This is a genomic window from Aquimarina amphilecti (assembly GCF_900109375.1).
Lineage (GTDB): Bacteria > Bacteroidota > Bacteroidia > Flavobacteriales > Flavobacteriaceae > Aquimarina > Aquimarina amphilecti.
The window spans coordinates 563732-587222 of the sequence record NZ_FOAB01000002.1 but is presented as its reverse complement, the minus strand read 5'-3'; the positions used below and the strand labels follow the sequence as shown (position 1 = coordinate 587222).

Genomic DNA, 23491 nt, shown 5'->3' with positions numbered 1-23491 from the left:
AAAATGAAATTAGAAGAAATGAGTCACACTGAATTAATAAACATTAATGGAGGAAACTGGTTCACAGATGCTTTAGAAGCCCTTGAAGAATTGGTGGTAAATAAGGTTCAAGAAGTAATCGATGAAGTTATGGATACAATTAACGAACATCAACAGGGATAAAAAACCTATCTTTTTATAAATCTCATTAAATGGGACTAACAAGGAATATATTTACTTTATAATTTAAAAATTATCATAATGGAAAATTTAGGACTAGTAGAAATAAATAAAGAAGAACAAATTACTATAGATGGAGGAAACCATGGTTATTTATGGGGCTCTGGAGGATCATCGGGAGGTTCTTTAGGTGTAGGAGAAGTTATAGAAATGGCAGTTGATACAATATCAGAAGCTGTAGAAACTATTGCAGATGGATTAGAAAGTGCTTGGGACTCTATATTTGGTTAAGAGATATCAAAACTATCTTTCAGAAATATAGCTGGGAATTATTTGTTGAGTACATTGTCTGCCCAGTATGTATGTCTTAGAAAAGCACAATATCATTTCTGTAAAAGGGTGAACTTTGAGTAATAGTTCACCCTTTTTATATCTATCAGAAACGACACCTAATATTCTTCCTGAAAACCATTTGCATTAAACTTTAGAAAAAAATTGAAAGTCTCAAATAATGAGACCAGGAGCCTGTATCATTGTACTGTAAAAGCAATTGCACAACATCAATATTTAATAAATTAAAACAACACATCATGAAAAATTTAAACACGACTTTACTAAGTCAACAAGAATTAGAAAATTACAACGGTGGAGGTTTATCAACTGAAACAACGATCTCTACTTTAATAGAAATCGTACCATTCGGAGATCCAATAAATCGTTATGATGACGAGATTAATCAAAACTTTGAAAGTATAAACAATACTGGTTTCGGAATTTAATACACTTCTTAAATAACAATTAAAAATAAACATCTTATGAAAAATTTAAAAAATCAAACAACAACATTGACAAGTCAAGAAATCAAAACTATCACTGGTGGAAACCATAACCCAAGTGTAATTGATGATGGTAATGGTGGAGGATGCACAGGGCCAGTTATCATAATTATCAAACCTACTACAGGACCTACATTTCCTGATCCAGATACAATCTTTGGATAGTAGACAATACATTATTAAGCTTTAATGTTACAATTCCTTCTATTATCTAAAATAGAAGGAATTGTTATTCATCAATTATTCTACAATTATATTAACTAGAACTAACATTGATATGGAAAATAACCAGCATAAAACACTTTGTAGTATTATGAAAAATTTTGAAGGAATGTCAAAAATCGACAGCTTTGATCTTATTCATAAAATGGAAATTTTATTATACTATATCAATGGTCCTGTAAACATAGATGAAATTAAGAACATTATAACTTCTGAAGTCAATAGTGAAGAAATTGATCCTTTTTACTTCAGTATACTTCCAAGTGGAAATTTTTGTGAATTTATAGGAAGTAATGGAGTAATTCATATTTACAAGGAGGTTAATAAATTTCTACCCGATTGGCAAATTTTTAATAACTATCATTTTAAATCAAAATACTTCCCATTAGAATTAAAAAAATTAACCAGAAAAAATCTTCTTCAAAGTTTTGAAGGAAAACCTTATCAAGAAAAAATCAAAAATTTTCTAAAGAAAAATAAAGCATCAAAAAAAGACACAATCACGAATAAAATGTTATTGTTAAACTTATAATATCAGATTATGTATTTTTACAATAATGTACCACAAAACACCAGAATCAATTACGGTTACTGAAGCAATCAAAAAGATGGAGCATTACTGTGCTTATCAAGATCGCTGTCATAAGGATGTTTCACAGAAGTTAACTACAATGAAACTAATTCCTGAAGCAAAAGAAAAGATCATATTACATCTTATAGAACATAATTTTTTAAATGAAGAGCGTTTTGCTAAAAGTTTTGCAAGAGGAAAATTTCGGATAAAAAAATGGGGAAAACAACGAATAGTTAGAGAATTAAAATTCAGACAAATCTCTGAATACTGTATTAAAGTCGCTTTAAAAGAAATCTCTGAAAATGATTATCTAGAAACTTTTCATGAAATTGCAGAAAAGAAATTTAATACTATTTCAGAAACTGACACATATAGGAAAAGAAAAAAACTAATTGATTATCTCCTCTATCGAGGATGGGAAAATCAACTAGTTTTCGAAAAGATTAATGACCTTTTTTAAAATACATTTTCTATATTTCGCTAAAAAAGTAATTTATTTTATCTCTTTTTATATCTAGTAAAATATACTAAAAACATTAATTATCAGGAGGACAATCACAATCTGTACAACAATTGCATTTAGTCCGCACTTCCGTAGGTCTATCTCCTGTAGTAGTAGGACCAATTATTGTTACTCCTCCTTTAATTGCAATAGGGTTAGATAACTTAGCTACTGTTAACTTTTTAAGATCTAATTTATTTTTTTTCATATTCATTTTATTAATTATTTTCCTCTCGTAAATGTATTATTAATATTTTATTTCTTTATCTAGAATTAATAATTAAAAGTAAAAACAATCAATGGAGGAGGTGGTCCAGGGGCAAATACTTGTCGTACAGAACTAGATTGTGATTATGGAAGAGGAATATGCAATGGGTTTTACTGTATTTATGAAATGGTATAATTTATTATAATAGAAATAATCCCGTAATTAGTAATTACGGGATTATTTCTATTATAAAAACATCGCTTAGTTAAGATTACTTAATATTTCAACAGCTTTATTTATACCGCTATCTTTTTCTTCTACAAAATCATCATTAGAAAACAGAGGAACTCTGTTCTCTTCTAGAGGTCCTACTCCAATTGATTCATACACTACTCCTTGAGCATCACTATATACCTCGTTAGACAATCCAACAAATGCGCCATTTGGTAATACATGGACCAAAATATCAGAAAAAACTCCATTGGTATTATCACCTACAATAGTTACATAGGGTAAATCTTTCATACAAAGAGTAAAAATTTCTGCTGCACTTGCAGTTAATGGACTTGTTAGTAAAATAATTTCATCGGTGAACTGAAAATCTCCCTTAGGACTAACCGAAACAGAAGTGGTTTCTGTAAAACTATCTCCCAATCTGGCTTTCTTAGAAAAAACTAACCTTTCTTGATCCACAAAGCGAGATGCAATTTCTATAGATACCATATCATAGCCTCCTCCATTAAAACGAACATCTATTATTAGTTTAGAAACTCCTGAGTTTTTAAAATCATCCATCATTTCATCCAAAATACTATTCAAGATTTGTAATTCTATACTTTCATCATCACTATAGCCTTCCATCCCCAAAATATTTACGTAACCAACATTATCAATTATACCCCATGCAATGTTTCCACTTTCATCTAGTTCATATTCCCCACCAAGGTATTTTAATGCAATAACTTCTAATCGTTGATTATAAAGTTTGTCATAAACCTCATCAGAATCAATCACCAAGTCACCTGATAGGCTTGCATTTAATCGCTCTAATAAACCATGCACACCTGAATCTATACTAATATTATTTTCTTCATCATCAATTGCAACATGACCATCATTTAACAATAAAACTAGTTCACCAATAACCTGATAAAAATTTTCAGAAGTTACTTGCTCGCCTAAATCTTCGTACTGTGACCAATCCACATTTCTTGTTTCAAAAAAAGCATAATAATCATTAAAAATATTCCAGAAATGATCATAATTAACTTTTGGATCATCAGTCTCCGAGATCTGATCCGGTAAACAAAATTCATTTTGATTCTCTAACCTTATAAATTTAATATCTGAGGCTATTAATTCTGATCTGCCAATCAGTTCATTATTATTCAGCATCTCTAACTGAAGGCCTGCTAATTCTTCTATCTTAAAATTATCATCTGCAATTGAACAACCAGAAGTATTTACATTATAAAGGATGTCTTGATCATCTGTAAACTCAATCACATACCCTTTATCTTCTGCTAACCAAAATCCATTTATAGTATCTTCTATAATTATTGGAGTGTCATCATCTGATTTACATCCAACCAAAAAAACCAAAATTAATACTAAGAAATACTTTTTTAAAAAATCTAAAATCATAACATTACGTTTTAAGAATTATATCACTATTGACAATTAAACAATCAATCAGTTGCATAAGATCAATCAATAATTCAAAACAAATTGATCCAACCTTTGATTCGATTCAAAACTAAATAGCTAATAAAAAAACGGTGTTCGGGATTATTAAAATTTAAAAAAACTGTACCTTTTTATGATCAATTTTAAACTGGTTGGGAGTTAATCCAGTTTCTTTTTTAAAAGAAGTGTAAAATGTCGACTTAGCTTTAAAGCCAGCTTCTAAGCCAATTGACAGTAAACTATATTTATCAAACTCTTCATTAAGTATCATCTCCTTTACTTCATTTACTCGATAAGAATTAATATACGCGGTAAAGTTTTTTCGAGCAACATCATTTACAATCTGAGAAAGGTAACCTGAGCTTATATTTAAAGTTTCTGCAACCATTTCTTGATTCAAATTAGGATTTCGATAGATATAATCTTTTTCCAATAAATCTTCTAACTTTTGAAAGTAAATATTATTCCTAGAAAACGAATGTTCGGAAATTGAAACTTTAAGATTTTTAACCTCTAGAGTATCTTTATTTAAATTAACATCACTATTCTTGAAATTGCTTATTTTTAAAGAGTAAACCCCGTTATATACAATCCAAAATATAAAAAATGAAGTAATAGTACATATGATAGAAATGCCCACATCATAGCCAATATCAAAAATCATATCAGCGATATCTATTAAAACCCAACAAGTAACTAATGAGACCTCATATACACATAACTTTTTCAGCCATTTCCCCTTTATTTGGTTAGTATTTTTTTTATGTTTAAGAATATTATAAGCCCAAATAGCGATTACAAAATTATAAGAATAATACCCGAACTCTTGTACATCAAAAGCCCATTTATACATCAATGTTTCATCAGATAAAAAGAATATTTCCCATTTGTAAATGTGTTCTAAATTATAAACTACATTCAATATAACAGAAAACATAAACGGAATGTACAACCAATTCCATTTTCTCTCTACTATAAACTCATGATCAATTGATTTTAATATATATACAAAGAAAAAAACAGGGAATAAGAATATCCATTCTATATCATATAAAACTAAAAACTTAGGATATTGTTCATATATATTTAAGGCATCTAGATATACATTAAACATCAAGAACGCTAAAATCAAGATTGAATACCCTAAATATTTATTGGTAGAACTTCTAAAATAAGGAGAAAACAAAATGGCAAAACCAAAAAGAAATCCTTGGGAAACACTTATTAATAGAATAATATTCACAAATTCCATCTAGAAAGACTTATGATTTCTAATAAAAAAGACAAAAAGAAACTAAAAGGGTTGCAAGTTTTCTATAATTAGAAACTATTCTTTTTATTAGTTCTTTTAATAGCCAACTCATTTTTATGATTCATCCACTTCTGACCGCCGATCCTTCTCATAATATTATCGAAATAGCGCATAAAAAAAATGTTGTAAGCTGCTTTATTCATATTGCCTAATCTAGTTGCCATTGCTCGGATACTCATAGAAAACCCAGGAGTAAGGTAAGTCATTTGATGCCAATATCCTTCTGGCATATACAATGTTTCGCCGTGTGTAAGATTTGCAATATATCCATTTGCTTTCTTAAGAGCTGGCCATTTTTCTAAATCCGGATTTGTAAAATCAATTTCTTGATGGGCTATTAATGCATGAGGAACCTTATACAAATATTTCGTCTCGGAAGGAGGAAATAAAATACATTGTTTTTCTCCATGAAAATGAAAGTGAAGAATATTACCTAAATCTATATCATAATGCATAAATACCTTAGAACCTCCACCACCAAAAAATAAATAAGGCATTTTTTTTAGTAGTCTCAATCCTATCTCAGGATATTTATAATCCTCTCTAAGTTTCGGTACCTCTTTCAATAAGTTATACAAGAAAATTCTATAATTGGTAGGTTTCTTTTTTAGGAGCTCCACATACTCACTCATTTTCATGCTAGTATGGGGTTCATTAAACTTAAATTCAGAGTTTATAGGTCGATCATCAAATAAAGGCACTTCTTTATCTCCAGCAACTTCATTGATATAATCTAAATTCCATTTTTGATATGCCGGCCAGTCTTCAATTAATCGTTCAATTACTACAGGTTTTTGAGGTATAAAATAATCCCGCAAAAATTCTTCTTTAGTAATTGTTTCTACTCTTGATATTTGTTCTAAATTTAATCCCACCAACTAAAAAATAACTACAAATTATTTATTAAGTAAAGCTTCTTTCCCTTTTTGTTTAGCAAATTCATTTTTTTCAATGACATGCTCTGGTCTAGACCATTTAGGTTTTTCTCCTTTAGCTTCAAACTTAGAGTTCTCAGCTTCCACTGTATCAGGTTGCGCTTTCTTAACAAATGGTTTTTGTGGATTCAATCCTAATTTTTTGAACATTTCCATATCCTGATTAACATCTGGATTAGGAGTTGTTAATAATTTGTCTCCCGCAAAAATTGAATTTGCTCCTGCAAAAAAGCACATAGCTTGTCCTTCTCTACTCATTTCCGTTCTCCCCGCAGAAAGTCTTACCTGTGTTTGCGGCATTACAATTCTAGTGGTTGCTACCATTCTAATCATATCCCAAATTTCCACAGGTGTTTGATCTTCCATTGGTGTTCCATCAACTGCTACAAGCGCATTAATAGGAACAGATTCTGGCTGTGGACTTAATTTTGCTAAAGCCACTAACATCCCAGCACGATCTGCCGCTTTTTCACCCATTCCGATGATTCCTCCACTACAAACAGTAACATTGGTTTTACGCACATTATCAATGGTCTGAAGACGATCTTCATAACCTCTAGTAGAAATCACTTCTTTATAATATTCTTCTGATGTATCTAAATTATGATTGTAAGCATATAATCCTGCTTCTGCCAATCTCTGAGCTTGATTTTCTGTTATCATACCTAAAGTACAACAAACTTCCATCTCTAACTTATTGATAGTTCTCACCATCTCCAATACGTTGTCAAACTCTGGACCATCTTTTACATTACGCCAAGCAGCACCCATACATACTCTAGAACTTCCAGAAGCTTTAGCACGAAGTGCTTGAGCTTTTACTTGTTGCACACTCATTAAATCATTACCCTCTATATCAGTATGATATCTTGCCGCTTGCGGGCAGTACCCACAATCTTCCGGACATCCTCCTGTTTTAATCGATAATAGTGTAGAAACTTGAACTGTATTAGGATCGTGATATTCACGATGTACAGATGCCGCTTCATACAGCAACTCCATTAATGGTTTATTATATATATCTAATATTTCCTGTGATGTCCAATCGTGTCTAATAACGCTCATAAATCAATGGTATGTGAATTTTCAAAAGTAATTGTTTAAAATCAAAAAACACAAATTAGCTTTATCAAATTCGATAGTTTTAATAACAATCTATATTCATTTTTGCGGGAGTTCTAACAAAATACTAACCGCATTTCCTCCGAATCCAACAGCATTTACAATAATTTTATTCAATTTCTGGGGAATTGTTTTATGACTTATATAAGGGACTGGTATAAATTCCTGATGTTTCATCATTAAAATTGCTAGTTCCATGCTTAAAATCCCACTAGCCCCAAATGTGTGACCAATTTTCCATTTATTTGTCGTCAATGCAGGAACAGTTTCACCAAAAACAGCTTTAATTGCATTAAATTCTGCTTGGTCTCCCTTTATCGTTCCAGGAGCGTGTAATATTATTGCATCAATATCTTCCAAGTTGGTTGTTCCTAAAGCCATTTTCATAGATTTCTGGAAACAATCTGCATTAGTTGATATAGATATGTTATGTGTTAATGATTCTGTAGCATATCCAATTCCTGTAATCAGTGCTAACGCATTTTCTGTAATTCCATTTTCTAAACAAGCAATCCCAGCTCCTTCCCCTAAAAACATTGTATTTCTAGTCTTATCCCAATTCATTGCTTGACAAGGATAAGGGTTTGTAGTGGCCGATGCATAAATTTTTAAAGCTTTCATCTGCGCAATAGTAAATGGCGTTAATGGAGCTTCGCTACCACCAACCAAAAACTTATTGCTTAAACCAGATTGTAACCATGCAACACCATTTAATACTGCATGCAATGCTGTAGAACAGGTAATAGAATGACTTATATCTGGACCATTAGATCCTAAATCCTGAGCAATCCAAGAAGACACATTACCCAATGTAGTAGTCGGAGAACTTAATGTAGAAGATTGATTGGTTTCTAAAAACTCTTTATGATATTTTTCAAAAAGAGTTGTTGCTCCTCTTGAGGATCCAACATTAATTCCAAAATCAACTTCATCTTCCCAGTTTGCTTCTTTTATAGCATTTCTGGCAGCAAATAGTGCAAACAAAACAGAATCATCTAAAGAAGCATATTGAGAATTCTCTTCTTTAAGTTTTTCTATTTCTTTTCTTGATGTTGAATTTAGTTTTGCAACTGGTGCTATACTTCCAGCAAAGTCTTCAAAAGTAATCTTATGTGATGATTCCTTATATAAATTCCAAATCTCTTTGGAAAAAATTCCTATCGGAGAAATAGATGAGATTCCAGTTATTGATACAGGGTTTTGCAACACTTAATTTTTGAACAAATGTAGGGGTTTGTTGAATTTTGTTCAACTGTAAATCACTTTTTTTAATGAAATTATAAAATATACTTTTGTAACAAATCAATAGAAATTGATACATATAAATAACTAAAAAGCAATCTATATTATGGAAGAACATACACCACGAAAAAGTTGGTTTAAAAGAAATTGGCCTTGGGTTGTACCTGTAGGAGGTTGTTTCACAATAATCGTTATATTTTTTGTATTCCTTGGTTCAGTTGTTTTTGGTGTTTCTAAAGCTTTTACAAACTCAGCTCCTTATCAAGACGGCCTTTTAAAAGCACAACAAGATGAGTATGTTGTTCAAAAGCTAGGAGAACCAATAGAAACTAATGGTATAATGAATGGTAGTTTAAAATTTGAAAATGACGAAGGTTCTGTAGACATCTCCATACCGATCAAGGGTCCTGACGGAGAAGCCAGAATATATATTGTTGGTACCAAACAAAATGATACCTGGACGTATTCTGAACTATATGTTATACTTGAAGAAACAAACGAACAAGTCGATTTATTGTGGGGAAAAGGATCCGAAGAAAATTAGCTTCGAAATATCATAAAAAAATAAGAGGACTCTTTTTCAAGAAGTCCTCTTATTTTTTTGAGTAGGTTATGCAAAATTATTGCTTGTAATTATATGTCATTGTATATACTGATGACAACTCATCTTCATCAATCACAGTTAATGTTGCAGAAGTTGGATAATTATCTGCATCGTATACGTATTCAATTTTAAGTTCACCAACAACTTCACCATCTTCATCTTTGTAAACAATAGATTTAATATTATTTAAAGGAAATAGTGCACGCGCTCTAACAATTTCAGAACTTTGCGGCATCATACTAAAGTTTAATTGAACTCTATCTAAAACCTCAATTAAACCAGCAGCTTCAAACGTATAGAAATAAGGATTCGGTGTAGCATCATATGTTATTGTTGCAATATACTCTTCTATAGTTTCTTCATACTCTCCTGTGGCCTGATTGTATTCATAATACTCCTCGAGTACACTAATGGAAATCGGGTTTCCACTGGTATCATATTCTAATACATCTCCTGTCTCAAAAGCATCATATGGATCTTGATATAATTCACTTATACTAAAAGGATCACCATCTCCTGTAACCGTCGACAATCCATCATTTTCATACACTAACCCAACTGTTCCAGCTCCGCTAGATGCACTAGTTACGTTATTATTGGCATCATAATTTACTGTAAACACTTGATCTTCTTCATCAATTTGCGCAGGATTAAATTCCACGCTTTCTATTAATTTTTTTGCAGCATCTCCATTGGCATTGTCAAATTCATCAGAGACAGAATCACTATCACAACTTGCAAAAATTGTAATCGCAGATAGAAATAAAAGTTTTTTCATTATTAAATGGGTTTAATTATCCTCGCTATACACGAAGTCGATAGTTAGTGTCTTAAGAGCGATATTTGTTACCCTAAAATGTGATCAAATTTCTTAGCTATACTATAGTCATCTGTTTACAAAGAGTTTAAAACAGAAATAATTGTATCATAAATTTTATCCAATTGACCTTTCTTGATAACATAAGGCGGTAATAAATAGATTGTTTTTCCTAACGGACGAAGACAAACCCCATTTTTCATAAAATGATCAAAGATTTCATATCTCTTTTTACCATAACGATCCATCTCTATATCCAAATCCAAAGCATAAATAACACCTTTTTGTCGTGTCGTTTTCACCTTAGAGTGGTTTCTTATTTTAAGATCAAAATCCTGATGTGATTCAATAATTACTTCAATGTTTTTTTGAATTTCCTCAGAACTCAAAAGCTCTATTCCAGCAATAGCAACAGAACAAGCTATCGGATTAGCGGAGTACGTATGTGCATGAAAAAATGCTTTGCCCACAGAATCATCTAAAAAAGCTTCATATATATTTTGGGTACAACTAGTAACCGCCATTGGCACAAAACCAGCTGTTAAAGCTTTAGACATAGAAATAATATCTGGCTTGGTCTCTACGTATTCTGATGCAAAATTTTTTCCTGTCTTACCAAAACCTGTCATTACTTCATCCGCAATAGTAATAACAGTATTAGCGACACAAATTTTTAAAATTTCATTAAGATACTGTGCTTCGAACATTTGCATAGCATTAGCCCCTTGAACAAGAGGTTCATATATAAAAGCAGCAACATTATAAGAATTGATAATTTCTAATAGCTGTTTTACTACCTCATCAAAATTTTCTTTGTTAGGCGTTGGAATTCGTTGTACATCAATAAAAAAATCTTCAAACGGTCCGTTGTACACAGATAATCCTGACGCCGACATGGCTCCAAATGTATCTCCATGAAATCCATCTTGAAAGGCTATGATTGTATTTCTTTTTTCTCCTTTATTAAAGTGATATTGAAGTGCCATTTTAATTCCTACCTCATTCGCAGTAGATCCATTATCAGAAAAGAATATTTTTTCCTGATTATCGGGTAATATTTTGATCAATTCTTCAGAAAGTTTAACTGCTGGCTCATGTGTAAACCCAGCAAAAACAATTTGATCCAATGTCCGCATTTGTTCACTTACTTTTTCTAAAATATAAGGATTACAATGTCCGTACACGGCTGTATACCAAGAAGCGATACCATCTATATATTCTTTTCCTTGATCATCATATAACAACGCTCCTTCTGCTTTTACTATTGGTAGTGCATCAGGGTGTATTTTATGTTGTGTTAATGGGTGCCAAAGATGTTTCTTATCTCTTTCCTTTAAATTCATAAGGCTTCTAATTTATCTTTGAACAATGATGCATATTCTCTAATTACCATAGTATCAAAATAAGGTTCATTATCTATTCTACCAATAATACGAACACCTGTCATTTTCTGAATAATCTCTTCTGTTGTTACATGTTCCTCTCCACTAAAAACAATTACTGGATCAAACCCTTTTTCTTGTAACAATTTCACTGTTAACAACGTATGGTTAATACTTCCCAAATAGTGCCTAGAAACAACTATTACCTTGTAATCAGGGTGTATAAGATCCAAAATAGTCTCTTTCTCATTAAGAGGAACTAGTAATCCTCCTGCACCTTCAATAACAATATCATTGTTGGTTTTTGGCAATTCTACTGTTTTTAAATCTATTATGATTTCATCAATTTCTGCAGCAGCATGTGGGCTCATTGGAGTTTGTAATGCATATGCATTTGGATGAAATTTTGAAGTAGTATTGGAGACTAATTCTGTTACTTTATGCGTGTCAGAATATGTAAGGTCTCCTGCTTGAACTGGTTTAAAATAATCCGCTTCTAACGCCTCTACTACTATTGCAGATACAATCGTTTTGCCAACATCTGTACCAATACCTGTAATGAATATCTTTTTTGAATTTGCCTCAACTTGTTTCGACATGATAGTGTCTATTTTAATTTTAAACAAAGGTAGCTAACAACGCTAACACTTCTGCTATTTCTTCTTTTGTATTATAAGAATGTAAACAAAAACGTAATCGTTCTTTACCTTCTGGTACCGTAGGAGATAAAATAGGTTTTACATCAAATCCATTTACCTGAAGATTTTGAGCCACCACTTTTACCTTTTCATTACCTGAAATCACACAACAATGTATTGCAGAATTACTATCTATAAATCGAGGTTTTAATTTTATAGTAGCTATTTTATGGTTAAAAAATTGAATGTTGGAATGTAATTTATCTATATCAGAAGTAATTTTGAGTTCTTGATAAGCTGTTTGAATAGTTGCTAAAGAATGTGGTGGTAACCCAGTAGTATAAATAAAGCTTCGAGCAAAGTTAACTAAGTAACTTTTTAATGCTAAAGATCCTAATATTACTGCTCCGTGACAACCTAAACCTTTTCCAAAGGTGTTAATCCTTGCAAACACCTGATGCTCTAATCCCAATTCTTGAATCAAACCAACACCTTTATTTCCAAATACTCCAACCGCATGAGCTTCATCAACTATTAAGTGACATTTATTTTCTTTACAAAATTTAGCGTAAAGTGCTAGGTCAGGAATATCTCCATCCATCGAGAATACAGATTCCGTAACAATATAAACCTCTTGTTCATTTCTAAATTCTACCCTAACTGACGATAACTTAGTTCTTAAATTTGCAAAGTCATTATGCTTAAATTTATACGATTTAGCATTGCTCATTCTTATTCCATCTCGGATAGAAGCGTGAATAAATTCATCATATAAAATGATATCACCTCTTTGCGGAACTGATGAAAAAAAACCAACATTTGCATCATATCCTGAATTAAAAATCAATGCAGCTTCTGCATTATGAAATTCAGTCAACATTGTTTCTGTATCAGTATATAATTGATGATTTCCAGATAATAATCGAGAACCTGTAGCGCCATTTTGATGAATTCCTTTCTCTCTTAATATCTTATGAGTATTATCAAAAATTAACCTTGATGAGGAAAAACCTATATAATCATTTGATGAAAAATCAATGATGCTATGTTGTTTAGGAAGACTACGTAATGCTTTATCACCTTGTCTATCCTTAAGTTTTTGTTCAAGCTTTTTTGGAAAACCATTCATCCTGTAAAAATACAATAAAATGGTACCATTAGAATCATTCTAGCATATACACATAGTTTTGAAAAACAACAATTAAATATTCTTTTTTAATAAAAAATTATTGTTTTTCAATAATTTTTATATCTTTGTTATCGTAAAACGATAATAATTATGAAAACAAAACAAATTATAACCTTAATGAAAATAGTGTCCTGGATACTATTTATTAGCTTATGCATTAAACTGGGAGCCATACTAATATCTGGAGGAATTAGTCTTTTATTAAATCTAGAAGCTACGGAGAACTTATATTTAGATTTAGATTTGTCTAATCTTTATAAGTCTTCTGTTAAATATTATGTTTTTGTTTTATCACTAATTGTTTCGGTAACCGCTCTAAAAGCTTATTTGTTTTATTTAGTAATTAAGATTTTTTCAATAATAGATTTTAATAAACCCTTTACTAAAGTTGTGGCTAGATTAATTTCCTCTATTAGTTATATATCCTTGTGGGCAGGTTTATTAGCATACATAGCAAATCGCTATTGTAAGTGGTTACAAAAAAAAGACATTGTCTTTAAATTAGACTGGGGAAGTTCTGAATTCCTTTTTATGGCCGGAATTATTTTTATTATTGCATTCATCTTCAAAAGAGGAGTAGAAATTCAATCCGAAAACCAATTAACTGTATAATTATGGAACTAAAAATGTTTGGAAAAAAATCCTTATCAACTGTACTATTTTATAGTACTCGATTAATTATGATAGGGTATGGAGTTTTTCTATTATTAATAATAGTATCCTTAATAAGTAATAATTTTGTTATCACGGAATTAAATGAATTGCAGATACACATACCTTTTACAAATTCTATGATAAAAGGGGATTATAATCCAATTGCATTTATAGGTGTTTTCTGTTTTTTAATACTTTATTCTACATTTTTCTTAGTACTGTCTTTGATTTTTAAAACATTTAGTGCTGAAAAACTTTTTACTGAAGTAGCTATAAAATATTTAAGATGGTTTACCATACTGAATCTAATTTTACCAGTAGCTTATGCAGTTATAGGAATTCTAATTAACAACAAAATTGTTTTTGATGATATAACTCCTGGACTATTACACATGGGATTAGGTGTTTTTGCAGCATTTATTGCTACCATATTCAAATTAGGTTTTACACTACAAGAAGAAAACGAACTAACAATATAGCTATGCCAATAATTATAAATCTAGATGTTATGCTCGCTAAGCGAAAAATGAAAAGTAAAGAGTTGGCAGAAAAAATAGGCATAACTACGGCCAACTTATCTATTCTAAAATCAGGAAAAGCCAAAGCTATACGTTTTTCTACCTTAGAAGCAATCTGTGAAGCATTAGAATGTCAACCATCAGATATTTTAGAGTATCAACCATAATATTTTTCAAACCAATCAATGCAAAAATCAATCAAATGAAATCAATAGCATTATTACTAAGTTTATTCCTAAGTACTCTTATGTAAAACCCTCTCTATAATTAAAATTCTATAGAATCCTCTGGATCCTAGCTATCAATTTGTTGAGCTCAAAAAAGTTTCGACAAGCCACTTCTTTGTCTCATTTTAAAAGTAAAATCATGAAAAAATTAAAAAAAATACGTGTATTCATTTTTTATCCAATCTTAGGTATAATTCTCATTATGCTCACTCTCATCACGTATAAACTCAATCAAAGTTCAGTTTTCTTTTCTGAAAACGGAGTATACACTTCACTTCTAGTACCTATTAAAGCAAAGTTTGTAGATATCAATATCAACTTATCTGGAACTGCTGATTCTACCAGTTTTACTAAAGATTTCCTTGAAGGACCTATAGTCACTTATGATAAAAATCAGGACATATCAGTGGATTGGTTTTATAATGGTACTGTACACCACAAAAATTACAATAACAGCATCAAAAATTTCAGCATAGATACAGGAGATAAACAACTAGATTTTGTGTTACCAAATATCAACAAACCAATTACTGAGGTAAACAATGCACCTAACAAAATTGCATTTATAAGTGATATTCACGGAGATTACACCTACATGGATTGCACTCTAAAAAGTCTAAAAGTTATTGATTCTGATGGAAATTGGAGTTTTAACAAAAACCATTTAGTAATTGCTGGTGATATGGTTGATCGTGGTAATGAAGTTAGCAGTGTTTTATGGAAAATAGTTTCCCTATCCGAACAAGCAAGAGAAGCTGGTGGTATGGTACATTATCTTATTGGAAATCATGAACAATATATTCTTAAAGGAAATTTTAGTCGAGTCGACCCTCTTAATCTGTACGCCATACAACAAATGATGTCTTTTAAAGATGCTTTTTCCGATAAAACTTATTTAGGAAAATGGTTAAGAACTCGACCTGTTATTGTAAAAATTGGTTCTATTGTTATTACACATGGCGGAATAAGTCCTAATACAGCTAATAAAAAAATTAGTTTACAACAAATTAACCAAGCTATGTGGGATTACTGGGAAAACAAATCAGTAGACAATAGCTTGAAAGAAATTGTTTTAGGAAAAACAGGAGTTACTCAATACAGAGGTTATATTAGGCAAAATGATGAGATAAAAAAAGCAACTTCTCAACAAGTAAATACTATTCTTGAAACCTATAATGCATCCCAAATCATAATTGGACATACAAATGTTCCGAAAATCAAACCTCTCTATGATGGAAAAGTATATGATATTAATGCTATCGAGACATCTTCTGAAGCTTTAGTTTTTGAAAACGGCTCATTAAACGTCGTTGATATTGGTATTATTAAGCAAGAAAATACTCATAATATGTATCACAGAGATTTTTCTTTTGGTAAAATAAATGATTGGAAAATGATAACATCTACCATTGGAAATATTATTAGACTTTCTTCAATTAGTCATCCATATTAAAATTCAGATAACATCTTCTTTTATATATCTAAAGGAAAAGTTAGCATTTAATAGTAATCCAAAAAAGAAATTGTAATTATATAGACAAACTTATAATTACAATTTCTTCTTTATATCCTAAATAATTATCAATAAGATACTAGAAAATTATCTTTTTTTCTTTTTAGGTATTTCCGTTTTTAAGGAAACAGTATTTGTTTTTTCTATTAAATGATTAGCTAATATTTTCTCAATCAATTCTTCTTTTGTAAGATGATGAAAAACAGTTTTAATTTTTTCTTTAAACGCTGTTGACACATCGTGATTAGGCTTGGTTTTAAATATTTTTTTAGCCCATAAAAGCGTATTATTCTCTTCTATACTTTGAGGATCTGCTTTTTTAAACTCTTTAAAAACAATTCCTAATTCTTCTGTAAATTCGGCTAAATCATCAACTTCTTCTTTTTGCAATACTGTTAATGAAAGACCTTTAGCGCCTGCTCTTGCTGTTCTTCCGCTACGATGTACATAGGTGTCATACACATCTGGTAAATGATAATTAACTACATATGATATCTCTTTTACATCAATTCCCCTAGCAGCTAAGTCTGTCGCAACAAGGATATTGATATGACCTTCTCTAAATTGTCCCATTATTCTATCACGTATAGGCTGTGATAAACTTCCATGAAGTGCTCCAGAAGAGAATTTATTGATTGCTAGGTTTTTTGCTAATTTATTAACTGCTGCTTTCGTTTTACAGAAAATAATCCCGCGTTCTCCTTCTCTAGCACTAAGAAAATGCATGAGAACCTCTAATTTCTCTATAGGTTCTACAACAACATACTGATGATCGATTCCCTCATGACCAACAGTTTCCATATCTGCAGTTACCTGAATCACATGTTTGGACATATAATTCTGGATCAATTGCTTTATTGTTCCTGGCATTGTTGCCGTAAATAAAATCGTTCTTCTTTTCTTTGGTAAGACTGCAACGATTTCATCTAATCCGTCTTTTAAGGAGCTAATCATTTCATCAGCTTCATCAAGAATCAAGTAGTCGGCATCTGTGATATCAATCTTATTACGTTTTATTAAATCAATTAAACGGCCTGGAGTTGCCACGACGATATGAGTAGTATTTTTTAACCGCTCTATTTGCGGTTTAATAGGAATTCCTCCACATATAAAAGCTATAGATATACCAGGCAAATACGTAGAAAAGGACATTAAATTATCATAAATCTGTTGCCCTAATTCTCTTGTTGGAGCAAGGATTACAGCCTGAATAGTTGGGACATCCAAATCAATCAATTGTAGTAAAGGCAACCCAAAAGCTGCGGTTTTTCCTGTTCCAGTCTTTGCCAATCCAACAAAATCATCTTTCTTTTGCAACAAAATAGGAATCGATTTTTCCTGAATATCTGTAGGAGTAGAGAATTCTAGGTCTGCTAAACTCTTTTGCAAAGGAGCAGCAACTCCTAAATTTAAAAACTGATTTGACATAAAAATATTTTAGTCAAAGATAGGTGTATAATACTATCTTTATATCTAAATTTTAAAGTTAAAAAGATGGCTGTTCAACATCTAAAATATACCACTGTTACCTCTCACAAAGAATTGGAACAAATCCTTCTGCTTCAACAAAAAAACCTAACTACTTCAATTTCGTCAGAAGAGAAAAAAAAAGAAGGTTTTGTTACGGTAGAACATGATTTTGATATCCTAAAAAGAATGAATGACCAACAACCTCATATTATTGCTAAAAACCAGGATAAAGTTGTTGGCTATACCTTATGTATGACTTCAGATTTTGGGAATGACATTGAAGTTCTCAAACCGATGTTCAAAAAAATAGAAAACTCATTGAACCCAACAAACAAATATATTGTCATGGGACAAGTTTGTATTGATAAAGAGTATCGTGGGCAAGGAGTTTTTAGAGGTTTATACCAACAAATGAAACTAGAACTACAAAAAAAATACGATCTACTTATTACTGAAGTAGCAGCAAACAATACACGTTCGCTAGGAGCTCACAATGCTATTGGTTTTAAAGACCTTATAGTTTATGAAAGTGATAAGATAAAATGGCATCTTATCTATTGGAGCTGGGAATAATTTTCCCTGTCTCCATTGATTTTTCTTCTAATTCATAACCAAGGTTTTTTCCTTTATCAACTCTAGGAACACCATCTGTCATCCATTTTGGCGCTGGCTTGTCTTGTAAATAGTAATCAAAGAATTGCATCATCCTAATAGACAAATCCTGTCTATTCTTTTCTTTTCTAAGGTTATGTGCTTCATCATTATACACTAACAACCAAGCAGGTTTTCCTAATCTACGCATACCCATAAACATTTCTATACCCTGATAATAAGGAACTGCTCCGTCTTTATCATTATGCATCATCAATAAAGGTGTTTCAATTTTCGGAATTCCAAATAATGGAGAGTTTTCTACATATAAATCAAAACCTTCCCACAAATTCTTTCCTATTCTACTTTGAGATCTCTCATATTGAAAAGCTCTACTCAATCCGGATCCCCATCGAATTCCTCCGTAAGCAGATGTCATATTACTTACAGGAGCTCCTGCCATTGCTGCCTTAAACTTATTAGTTACGGTAACTAAATATGCTACCTGATAGCCTCCCCAACTCTGGCCTTGAATTGCTAAATTTTCACTATCCACATACCCTAACTTTTCTAAAGCCTCCACTCCAGAAACGACACAATTATATGCACTTGGTCCAGGTTTTCCATCTTCATAAACAATATCTGGAACAAACATCACGTAATCATTACTTACTAAATACGATGGATTAACTATAGAGGCACTTGGTCTCGGAGTATAATAAGTTCGATAACTATCCGACCTCTTTTCATAAAAATATGTAATAAGAGGATATTTTTTAGAAGGATCAAAATCTTCAGGTTTATAAATTATTCCATCTAGCTTGGTACCATCATAAGCTTTCCAACTAAAAAGTTCAGCGGTTCCCCATTTAAAATCTTCTTTCTGTGGATTCGCTTTTGTTATTTGAGTAATATTTTCAAAAGCATTATCCGTATAATGAAGATCTTGAAAAGTGTTGAAGTTTTGCTTTCTAAAAGTAATAACTTCTCCCTTTTTAGCTTTATCATATCTATTTATAAAAAACTTCGTTGGTTTAATCTTCTCAACCAACTTATTATCTTTTAAAATATATAATCCTGAAGACTTAGTAGTCATATCAAAACTTGTAATCAATAAATGATCATTACTGAAAGACGCGATGTTCTGATTTTCTGAATCCAATCTTAAAGTCCTATATTCTATATTGTTCTGTCTTCCATTAACGGTAATATTAGTAGGTTTTGCCTTTCCAGTAATATCCACTTTCCAAACATCAAATTTATCATAAATTAATACATCGCCTTTTATATCAAATCCTCCGAAACCATGCATATAAGGTAACATTGGGTGATCATCATTTTCATCATAAAAAGCAACTTTTATTTTTTTAGTAAGATTAGTTTTCTTCAACGTAGATAATTCTAAAGAAAACCAATGCTTTTCAAATATATCATAATATAGTGCATACTTACCGTTAGGGGATAGGAAGGGCTGTAAAGCAGTTTTGGTAAGACCTAATCGTTTTTGACCTGTGTAAGTATCTATTACATAAAAATCCCTAGTCCAAGGAAGAAACCATGAGCGCTGAACGTCATAAGGAGCCCCTGTAGCTCCTAAAACAAATCTTTGCTCTCTATCATTATCTACAATAATATCTTCTATTTTTTCATCTTGTATATGCACTATAGATTTTTTTTCTATATCATAATAAGACATAAACCCTCTATTTTTTAACTCCTCGAACCGAACATCTTGCTCAGGCTGTATCATTTTATCTTTCCAGTTCCATACATCGACTTGGGGGATTTCGTCTTCCATAAGTGTTGTGTCTTGATGGAACACAACTTTAGGTTTTGAATAAAAATAAAATCTATTACTATTTTCAGAAAAGAATGATGTTTTACCAATACCTAACTCCCAATTTTTTCGTAAGTTTTTACCTAAAGTATCTACGATGGTTGTTAGTCTTTTATCTTTATAATAGAATAATTCATATTTTAATGAATCTATATGAGTAGAATCTTTGGCCGAAATAAATGAAAAATGTTTTCCACTTTTATCAACTGATAACTTATCATATACATATCTAGTAGAATCTATCAAAAACTTAGATTTAGAAACAATATCATATTCAAATACACCTATGTCTTTTTCCTTTTTTTTCTCATTTTTCTTGGAATAATAGAAATTATTTCCATTTTCCGAAAGAATAAAATCTTTGATTTGAAAAATAGTATCCTGTTCTTTAGTATTTAGATTATACACCAACGCATAATTCTGTTTAAATGCCTTTCCTAATTCGGTTTTAACTGTATCCTTTTTCTTAATTTCTAACGTGTCTTTTCCTTTTTTTTCTTTTTCCGGCTTCTTATTCTTATACTTTTCAATTACGACCCAACCATCAGATTCTTCAGGAACTTTATAAGAGTTTATCCTTATAATAGAATCATATATTTTATTATTTCTTACATCATAAATGAACAAATCATTTTTTGTTTTCTTATCCTTCTTTACTTTTTTCTTTTTTTCCTTTCTAACCGTCTCATATTTTGGCTTACGCTTAAAAATTACATAATTTTCATCATTGGTAATTGAAGAATCATACCCGTTAAAAAAAGTAAACTTCTTCTTATTTTCAGTATTATAGATTTCCAAGTGTCCATTTCCTCTTTTAGTAGAAGTTTGAATTACCGATACTATTAACTTTCCACTATTAGATATTTTAGTATCCGGAATATTTTTCCATAAATCATAATCTTCGTGGTTTAAAGATCGTTTCTGAGCAAAAATTAATGTTGTAAAACTGAAAAAAACTAGGGTAACTATATTCTTAATCATCTTGTTGAATTATATCTACTGCTGAAATGTATAAAACGTTTTACCTACAACTAATGGTTTAACATAATTTTATACAAAATCCTGATCATTATCAAGCTTTTGATCATTTAGGATACGAAAAGAAGCTACAACATATATATGTTGTAGCTTCTTACATATTAATCTAACATAAAAAACATTATTCAATCCCCAAGTAGGGATTGTATACATAAGTCTTGCTAAAACTTCCTAAACCATTAAAATACTCATCTACCAAATGTGCAGGATAATATGCAATACCTCCTGCTAATAAACCTTGATTGCCTCCGTCATTTTTATCATCCCAATTCCAAGGCGCATTGGCGCTTCCATTACCATAGGATTTCTGAAATGATTTTGCGTTACTAAAAAGGTTAGTATTAAAACGCTGATCCCACATACCACCATTTTCGAATATATTAACTAATCTATATTTTACGTTTCTATCATAAATATCGGATGGGTATTCGCTAGTAGTTTTACTTGGAAAATAAACTACATAATCGCTTCCTCCTGGTTCTTGTTTTGCGTGTGCTTTGATACCATGCCCTTTTGCTTCGGCAGATGTTTTAAATCGATTAACTCCGTTATGATTTTGTGTAGTTAAAGTACCGTCTATATCTTCATTACCATTGGTCAAACCAGAATTAGATGCCATATAAGAATAAAAATCTGAGTGAAATACCGTTACAGCACCTAAAGCTTTACCATAAGTAGAGTTATCTTTCTTTACTATAGTAAGCACACCTTCAAGATCATTTTCATGTTCATCAAGCCTGTATAAAAACCATATATCAGTCCAATCTCTTGGATGAAAAAAAGCATATGTAATAAAATAATGTGTACTTGTTTCTACCACAGAATAATATCCGACTGCATTCCCTTTTCTAGAAGAGTTTGCTATATTATCCCAATTATTTTTTGCGTTGAGATCACCATCAAAATCATAACTAGTAATATAATCTGCTTTTCCACTTAACCCATGAGAACCTGTGCGATCTACATCTTGATAATGTACCGGAGCGTGCTGATAAGCTAGATCCAAATAGAAACTAGAATTTTTATTTTCTGGTAATTTCTCGTCAAAAAGGTAGATATCCTCATTTGATTCACATCCGCAAAAAATTGTAATTAAAACTAAAAGTATAAGAATTTTTTTCATGTTTCGGTAATATTTAAGTTAGTTAAACCCTAAAAATAATACTGTAATTCTTAGTTTGGTTTACTTCAACTTTAAGGCTTTATGAAACTAACATTCATCAAAAGTTATGAATGTTATCTTTCTTTAAAAGTTACTTAACAAAAAAAATATCTAGTCAATTTATTATATCCATAAACCTTTGAATATATTCAGTTTCATTATCAAACATCGCATTAATATGCTTTCCTTCAATTTCCCAAAACTCAGTATTCGTTTTATTTGAAGCTTCATAAAGTTTCTTTCCTAATATATAAGGTACCTGCTCATCCTTATTACTATGAACAATAACTATTGGTTTGCTTATTCTTTTTATTTCTTTTTCGGCAGGAAAATCATTATGCATCAATAATGGCATCATCCATTTAAAATTTTCTAGATTTATTGCTTTAGCATACACTTTTCCTATATCAGGAAATGAATTAAACGTGCCCTCTACAAGTACTCCTGCTATCTTATCATTACGTTCTGCTGCATTCATCACAGCAAAAGCACCGCCCAACGATTGCCCCCAAATAATTATAGGTATTTCTGTCATATTTTCATCAGCTACTATTTTATCAAATACATATAAAGCATCTTCTTTCAGCTTTAATGAATTATCAGCTACTCCAGTGGATCTTCCAAAATCTCTACGTTCAAAACTAAATACTTGAAACCCTTTTTTTGTTAATATTTCATAATATTTTCGGGATGCCATTAAATGCATCCCTTTACCAGAATAATGAATAATAGTAACTATTGGATCTTGAGTCTTCGGTTTAAACAAAACTCCATGTAATTGAGTATTCTGATCAATTTCAAAATAGTACTCTGAATGATTCATAGAGGTTTCAAAATTTTCATATTCTAATCCATTGGTGTGATAAATCATTGCATCAGTATATCTAGAAAATCTGATGTATAGTATACTTCCAACCATTAAGAGAATCGTCGCTGCGATAATTATCTTTCCTGCTTTAATAAATGTCTTCATTTGTAATATTTCTAATCGTTTAATGATTCAAATAAACGTGCTATACTTCGCACAAAAAAAAGAATGTGATGATTACATAC

Annotated in this window: 26 protein-coding genes; 12 read left to right on the top strand and 14 right to left on the bottom strand. The window is 31.0% G+C overall.

The window, feature by feature from the left end; all coding sequences use genetic code 11:
* The first annotated feature begins 18 nt into the window (after positions 1–18).
* The 6 genes from BMY33_RS23405 (at position 19) to BMY33_RS06855 (ending at position 2251) form a co-directional block, all read left to right on the top strand.
* Positions 19–162: a hypothetical protein gene (locus BMY33_RS23405; protein ID WP_170837024.1), complete on the top strand. Its 144-nt coding sequence runs from the start codon at positions 19–21 to the stop codon at positions 160–162.
* A 78-nt stretch (positions 163–240) separates the two neighbouring features.
* Complete coding sequence (locus BMY33_RS06875; RefSeq protein WP_091406958.1) at positions 241–450, top strand: hypothetical protein; 210 nt, start codon at positions 241–243, stop codon at positions 448–450.
* A gap of 299 nt (positions 451–749) precedes the next feature.
* The gene (locus tag BMY33_RS06870) at positions 750–938 is read left to right on the top strand and encodes a hypothetical protein (RefSeq protein ID WP_091406956.1); all 189 of its coding nucleotides are present in this window, start codon (positions 750–752) and stop codon (positions 936–938) included.
* Positions 939–974: 36 nt separating this feature from the next.
* Entirely contained in the window at positions 975–1160 is a 186-nt protein-coding gene (locus BMY33_RS06865) for a hypothetical protein (protein ID WP_091406955.1), read from the top strand.
* A 148-nt stretch (positions 1161–1308) separates the two neighbouring features.
* Complete coding sequence (locus tag BMY33_RS06860) at positions 1309–1749, top strand: hypothetical protein (protein WP_091406953.1); 441 nt, start codon at positions 1309–1311, stop codon at positions 1747–1749.
* A 25-nt stretch (positions 1750–1774) separates the two neighbouring features.
* Positions 1775–2251: a regulatory protein RecX gene (locus tag BMY33_RS06855; RefSeq protein ID WP_091406952.1), complete on the top strand. Its 477-nt coding sequence runs from the start codon at positions 1775–1777 to the stop codon at positions 2249–2251.
* A 76-nt stretch (positions 2252–2327) separates the two neighbouring features.
* Here the strand turns inward: BMY33_RS06855 and BMY33_RS23400 are convergent, their stop codons facing one another.
* The 6 genes from BMY33_RS23400 to BMY33_RS06825 all read right to left on the bottom strand — a co-directional run bounded on the left by BMY33_RS23400 (position 2328) and on the right by BMY33_RS06825 (position 8762).
* The gene (locus BMY33_RS23400; RefSeq protein WP_170837023.1) at positions 2328–2501 is read right to left on the bottom strand and encodes a hypothetical protein; all 174 of its coding nucleotides are present in this window, start codon (positions 2499–2501) and stop codon (positions 2328–2330) included.
* 261 nt (positions 2502–2762) lie between these two features.
* On the bottom strand, positions 2763–4145 hold the full coding sequence (locus BMY33_RS06845; RefSeq protein ID WP_091406946.1) for a S41 family peptidase: 1383 nt from the start codon (positions 4143–4145) through the stop codon (positions 2763–2765).
* Between the two features lie 154 nt (positions 4146–4299).
* The gene (locus BMY33_RS06840) at positions 4300–5439 is read right to left on the bottom strand and encodes a helix-turn-helix domain-containing protein (RefSeq protein WP_091406944.1); all 1140 of its coding nucleotides are present in this window, start codon (positions 5437–5439) and stop codon (positions 4300–4302) included.
* A 68-nt stretch (positions 5440–5507) separates the two neighbouring features.
* The gene (locus tag BMY33_RS06835; protein WP_091406941.1) at positions 5508–6374 is read right to left on the bottom strand and encodes a cupin-like domain-containing protein; all 867 of its coding nucleotides are present in this window, start codon (positions 6372–6374) and stop codon (positions 5508–5510) included.
* A 21-nt stretch (positions 6375–6395) separates the two neighbouring features.
* Entirely contained in the window at positions 6396–7499 is a 1104-nt protein-coding gene (bioB, locus tag BMY33_RS06830) for a biotin synthase BioB (RefSeq protein ID WP_091406939.1), read from the bottom strand.
* 96 nt (positions 7500–7595) lie between these two features.
* Positions 7596–8762 (bottom strand): beta-ketoacyl synthase N-terminal-like domain-containing protein, encoded by a 1167-nt coding sequence (locus tag BMY33_RS06825; protein WP_091406937.1) that lies wholly within the window; start codon positions 8760–8762, stop codon positions 7596–7598.
* Positions 8763–8904: 142 nt separating this feature from the next.
* Here BMY33_RS06825 and BMY33_RS06820 point away from each other — a divergent pair, with 142 nt between their 5' ends.
* On the top strand, positions 8905–9342 hold the full coding sequence (locus BMY33_RS06820) for a cytochrome c oxidase assembly factor Coa1 family protein (protein WP_091406936.1): 438 nt from the start codon (positions 8905–8907) through the stop codon (positions 9340–9342).
* 76 nt (positions 9343–9418) lie between these two features.
* Here BMY33_RS06820 and BMY33_RS06815 read toward each other — a convergent pair whose 3' ends face one another.
* From BMY33_RS06815 to BMY33_RS06800, 4 genes are all read right to left on the bottom strand, one after another.
* The gene (locus tag BMY33_RS06815; RefSeq protein ID WP_091406934.1) at positions 9419–10180 is read right to left on the bottom strand and encodes a hypothetical protein; all 762 of its coding nucleotides are present in this window, start codon (positions 10178–10180) and stop codon (positions 9419–9421) included.
* A 116-nt stretch (positions 10181–10296) separates the two neighbouring features.
* On the bottom strand, positions 10297–11562 hold the full coding sequence (gene bioA / locus BMY33_RS06810) for an adenosylmethionine--8-amino-7-oxononanoate transaminase (RefSeq protein WP_091406933.1): 1266 nt from the start codon (positions 11560–11562) through the stop codon (positions 10297–10299).
* Positions 11559–12200, bottom strand: coding sequence for a dethiobiotin synthase (bioD, locus tag BMY33_RS06805; protein ID WP_091406931.1), 642 nt, complete (start codon positions 12198–12200; stop codon positions 11559–11561). Before bioD ends, bioA begins: the two co-directional genes overlap by 4 nt.
* 19 nt (positions 12201–12219) lie before the next feature.
* Positions 12220–13368 carry an aminotransferase class I/II-fold pyridoxal phosphate-dependent enzyme gene (locus BMY33_RS06800; protein ID WP_091406929.1) on the bottom strand — a complete coding sequence of 383 codons (1149 nt, stop codon included), beginning with the start codon at positions 13366–13368 and terminating at the stop codon, positions 12220–12222.
* Positions 13369–13518: 150 nt separating this feature from the next.
* Between BMY33_RS06800 and BMY33_RS06795 the strand changes: the two genes are divergently transcribed.
* The 4 genes from BMY33_RS06795 (at position 13519) to BMY33_RS06780 (ending at position 16280) form a co-directional block, all read left to right on the top strand.
* A complete protein-coding gene (locus BMY33_RS06795; RefSeq protein WP_091406926.1) occupies positions 13519–14040 on the top strand; it encodes a DUF2975 domain-containing protein in 522 nt (173 codons plus the stop codon).
* A 2-nt stretch (positions 14041–14042) separates the two neighbouring features.
* Entirely contained in the window at positions 14043–14561 is a 519-nt protein-coding gene (locus BMY33_RS06790) for a DUF2975 domain-containing protein (RefSeq protein WP_091406923.1), read from the top strand.
* Between the two features lie 2 nt (positions 14562–14563).
* Positions 14564–14767 carry a helix-turn-helix domain-containing protein gene (locus BMY33_RS06785; RefSeq protein ID WP_027394774.1) on the top strand — a complete coding sequence of 68 codons (204 nt, stop codon included), beginning with the start codon at positions 14564–14566 and terminating at the stop codon, positions 14765–14767.
* A 199-nt stretch (positions 14768–14966) separates the two neighbouring features.
* Positions 14967–16280: a metallophosphoesterase gene (locus tag BMY33_RS06780; RefSeq protein ID WP_091406921.1), complete on the top strand. Its 1314-nt coding sequence runs from the start codon at positions 14967–14969 to the stop codon at positions 16278–16280.
* A gap of 147 nt (positions 16281–16427) precedes the next feature.
* Here the strand turns inward: BMY33_RS06780 and BMY33_RS06775 are convergent, their stop codons facing one another.
* Positions 16428–17768: a DEAD/DEAH box helicase gene (locus tag BMY33_RS06775; RefSeq protein ID WP_091406919.1), complete on the bottom strand. Its 1341-nt coding sequence runs from the start codon at positions 17766–17768 to the stop codon at positions 16428–16430.
* 66 nt (positions 17769–17834) lie between these two features.
* Between BMY33_RS06775 and BMY33_RS06770 the strand changes: the two genes are divergently transcribed.
* Entirely contained in the window at positions 17835–18383 is a 549-nt protein-coding gene (locus tag BMY33_RS06770) for a GNAT family N-acetyltransferase (RefSeq protein ID WP_091406918.1), read from the top strand.
* Here the strand turns inward: BMY33_RS06770 and BMY33_RS06765 are convergent.
* The 3 genes from BMY33_RS06765 to BMY33_RS06755 all read right to left on the bottom strand — a co-directional run bounded on the left by BMY33_RS06765 (position 18361) and on the right by BMY33_RS06755 (position 23411).
* A complete protein-coding gene (locus BMY33_RS06765; protein ID WP_091406917.1) occupies positions 18361–21219 on the bottom strand; it encodes an alpha/beta hydrolase family protein in 2859 nt (952 codons plus the stop codon). The genes BMY33_RS06770 and BMY33_RS06765 overlap by 23 nt on opposite strands.
* A 178-nt stretch (positions 21220–21397) precedes the next feature.
* Positions 21398–22399: a hypothetical protein gene (locus BMY33_RS06760; protein ID WP_091406915.1), complete on the bottom strand. Its 1002-nt coding sequence runs from the start codon at positions 22397–22399 to the stop codon at positions 21398–21400.
* A gap of 154 nt (positions 22400–22553) precedes the next feature.
* The gene (locus BMY33_RS06755) at positions 22554–23411 is read right to left on the bottom strand and encodes an alpha/beta hydrolase (protein ID WP_091406913.1); all 858 of its coding nucleotides are present in this window, start codon (positions 23409–23411) and stop codon (positions 22554–22556) included.
* Between the last annotated feature and the right edge of the window lie 80 nt (positions 23412–23491).

Excerpts from the sequence above, each read along its gene's own strand:
- BMY33_RS23405 (WP_170837024.1), top strand. The coding sequence starts at position 19 with ATGAGTCACACTGAATTAATAAACATTAATGGAGGAAACTGGTTCACA.
- BMY33_RS06845 (WP_091406946.1), bottom strand. The coding sequence starts at position 4,145 with ATGATTTTAGATTTTTTAAAAAAGTATTTCTTAGTATTAATTTTGGTT.
- BMY33_RS06765 (WP_091406917.1), bottom strand. The coding sequence starts at position 21,219 with ATGATTAAGAATATAGTTACCCTAGTTTTTTTCAGTTTTACAACATTA.
- BMY33_RS06870 (WP_091406956.1), top strand. The coding sequence starts at position 750 with ATGAAAAATTTAAACACGACTTTACTAAGTCAACAAGAATTAGAAAAT.
- BMY33_RS06875 (WP_091406958.1), top strand. The coding sequence starts at position 241 with ATGGAAAATTTAGGACTAGTAGAAATAAATAAAGAAGAACAAATTACT.
- BMY33_RS06785 (WP_027394774.1), top strand. The coding sequence starts at position 14,564 with ATGCCAATAATTATAAATCTAGATGTTATGCTCGCTAAGCGAAAAATG.
- BMY33_RS06755 (WP_091406913.1), bottom strand. The coding sequence starts at position 23,411 with ATGAAGACATTTATTAAAGCAGGAAAGATAATTATCGCAGCGACGATT.
- BMY33_RS06770 (WP_091406918.1), top strand. The coding sequence starts at position 17,835 with ATGGCTGTTCAACATCTAAAATATACCACTGTTACCTCTCACAAAGAA.
- BMY33_RS06790 (WP_091406923.1), top strand. The coding sequence starts at position 14,043 with ATGGAACTAAAAATGTTTGGAAAAAAATCCTTATCAACTGTACTATTT.
- BMY33_RS23400 (WP_170837023.1), bottom strand. The coding sequence starts at position 2,501 with ATGAAAAAAAATAAATTAGATCTTAAAAAGTTAACAGTAGCTAAGTTA.
- BMY33_RS06760 (WP_091406915.1), bottom strand. The coding sequence starts at position 22,399 with ATGAAAAAAATTCTTATACTTTTAGTTTTAATTACAATTTTTTGCGGA.
- BMY33_RS06860 (WP_091406953.1), top strand. The coding sequence starts at position 1,309 with ATGAAAAATTTTGAAGGAATGTCAAAAATCGACAGCTTTGATCTTATT.
- BMY33_RS06795 (WP_091406926.1), top strand. The coding sequence starts at position 13,519 with ATGAAAACAAAACAAATTATAACCTTAATGAAAATAGTGTCCTGGATA.
- BMY33_RS06840 (WP_091406944.1), bottom strand. The coding sequence starts at position 5,439 with ATGGAATTTGTGAATATTATTCTATTAATAAGTGTTTCCCAAGGATTT.
- BMY33_RS06775 (WP_091406919.1), bottom strand. The coding sequence starts at position 17,768 with ATGTCAAATCAGTTTTTAAATTTAGGAGTTGCTGCTCCTTTGCAAAAG.
- bioB (WP_091406939.1), bottom strand. The coding sequence starts at position 7,499 with ATGAGCGTTATTAGACACGATTGGACATCACAGGAAATATTAGATATA.
- BMY33_RS06815 (WP_091406934.1), bottom strand. The coding sequence starts at position 10,180 with ATGAAAAAACTTTTATTTCTATCTGCGATTACAATTTTTGCAAGTTGT.
- BMY33_RS06855 (WP_091406952.1), top strand. The coding sequence starts at position 1,775 with ATGTACCACAAAACACCAGAATCAATTACGGTTACTGAAGCAATCAAA.
- bioD (WP_091406931.1), bottom strand. The coding sequence starts at position 12,200 with ATGTCGAAACAAGTTGAGGCAAATTCAAAAAAGATATTCATTACAGGT.
- BMY33_RS06865 (WP_091406955.1), top strand. The coding sequence starts at position 975 with ATGAAAAATTTAAAAAATCAAACAACAACATTGACAAGTCAAGAAATC.
- BMY33_RS06780 (WP_091406921.1), top strand. The coding sequence starts at position 14,967 with ATGAAAAAATTAAAAAAAATACGTGTATTCATTTTTTATCCAATCTTA.
- BMY33_RS06820 (WP_091406936.1), top strand. The coding sequence starts at position 8,905 with ATGGAAGAACATACACCACGAAAAAGTTGGTTTAAAAGAAATTGGCCT.
- bioA (WP_091406933.1), bottom strand. The coding sequence starts at position 11,562 with ATGAATTTAAAGGAAAGAGATAAGAAACATCTTTGGCACCCATTAACA.
- BMY33_RS06800 (WP_091406929.1), bottom strand. The coding sequence starts at position 13,368 with ATGAATGGTTTTCCAAAAAAGCTTGAACAAAAACTTAAGGATAGACAA.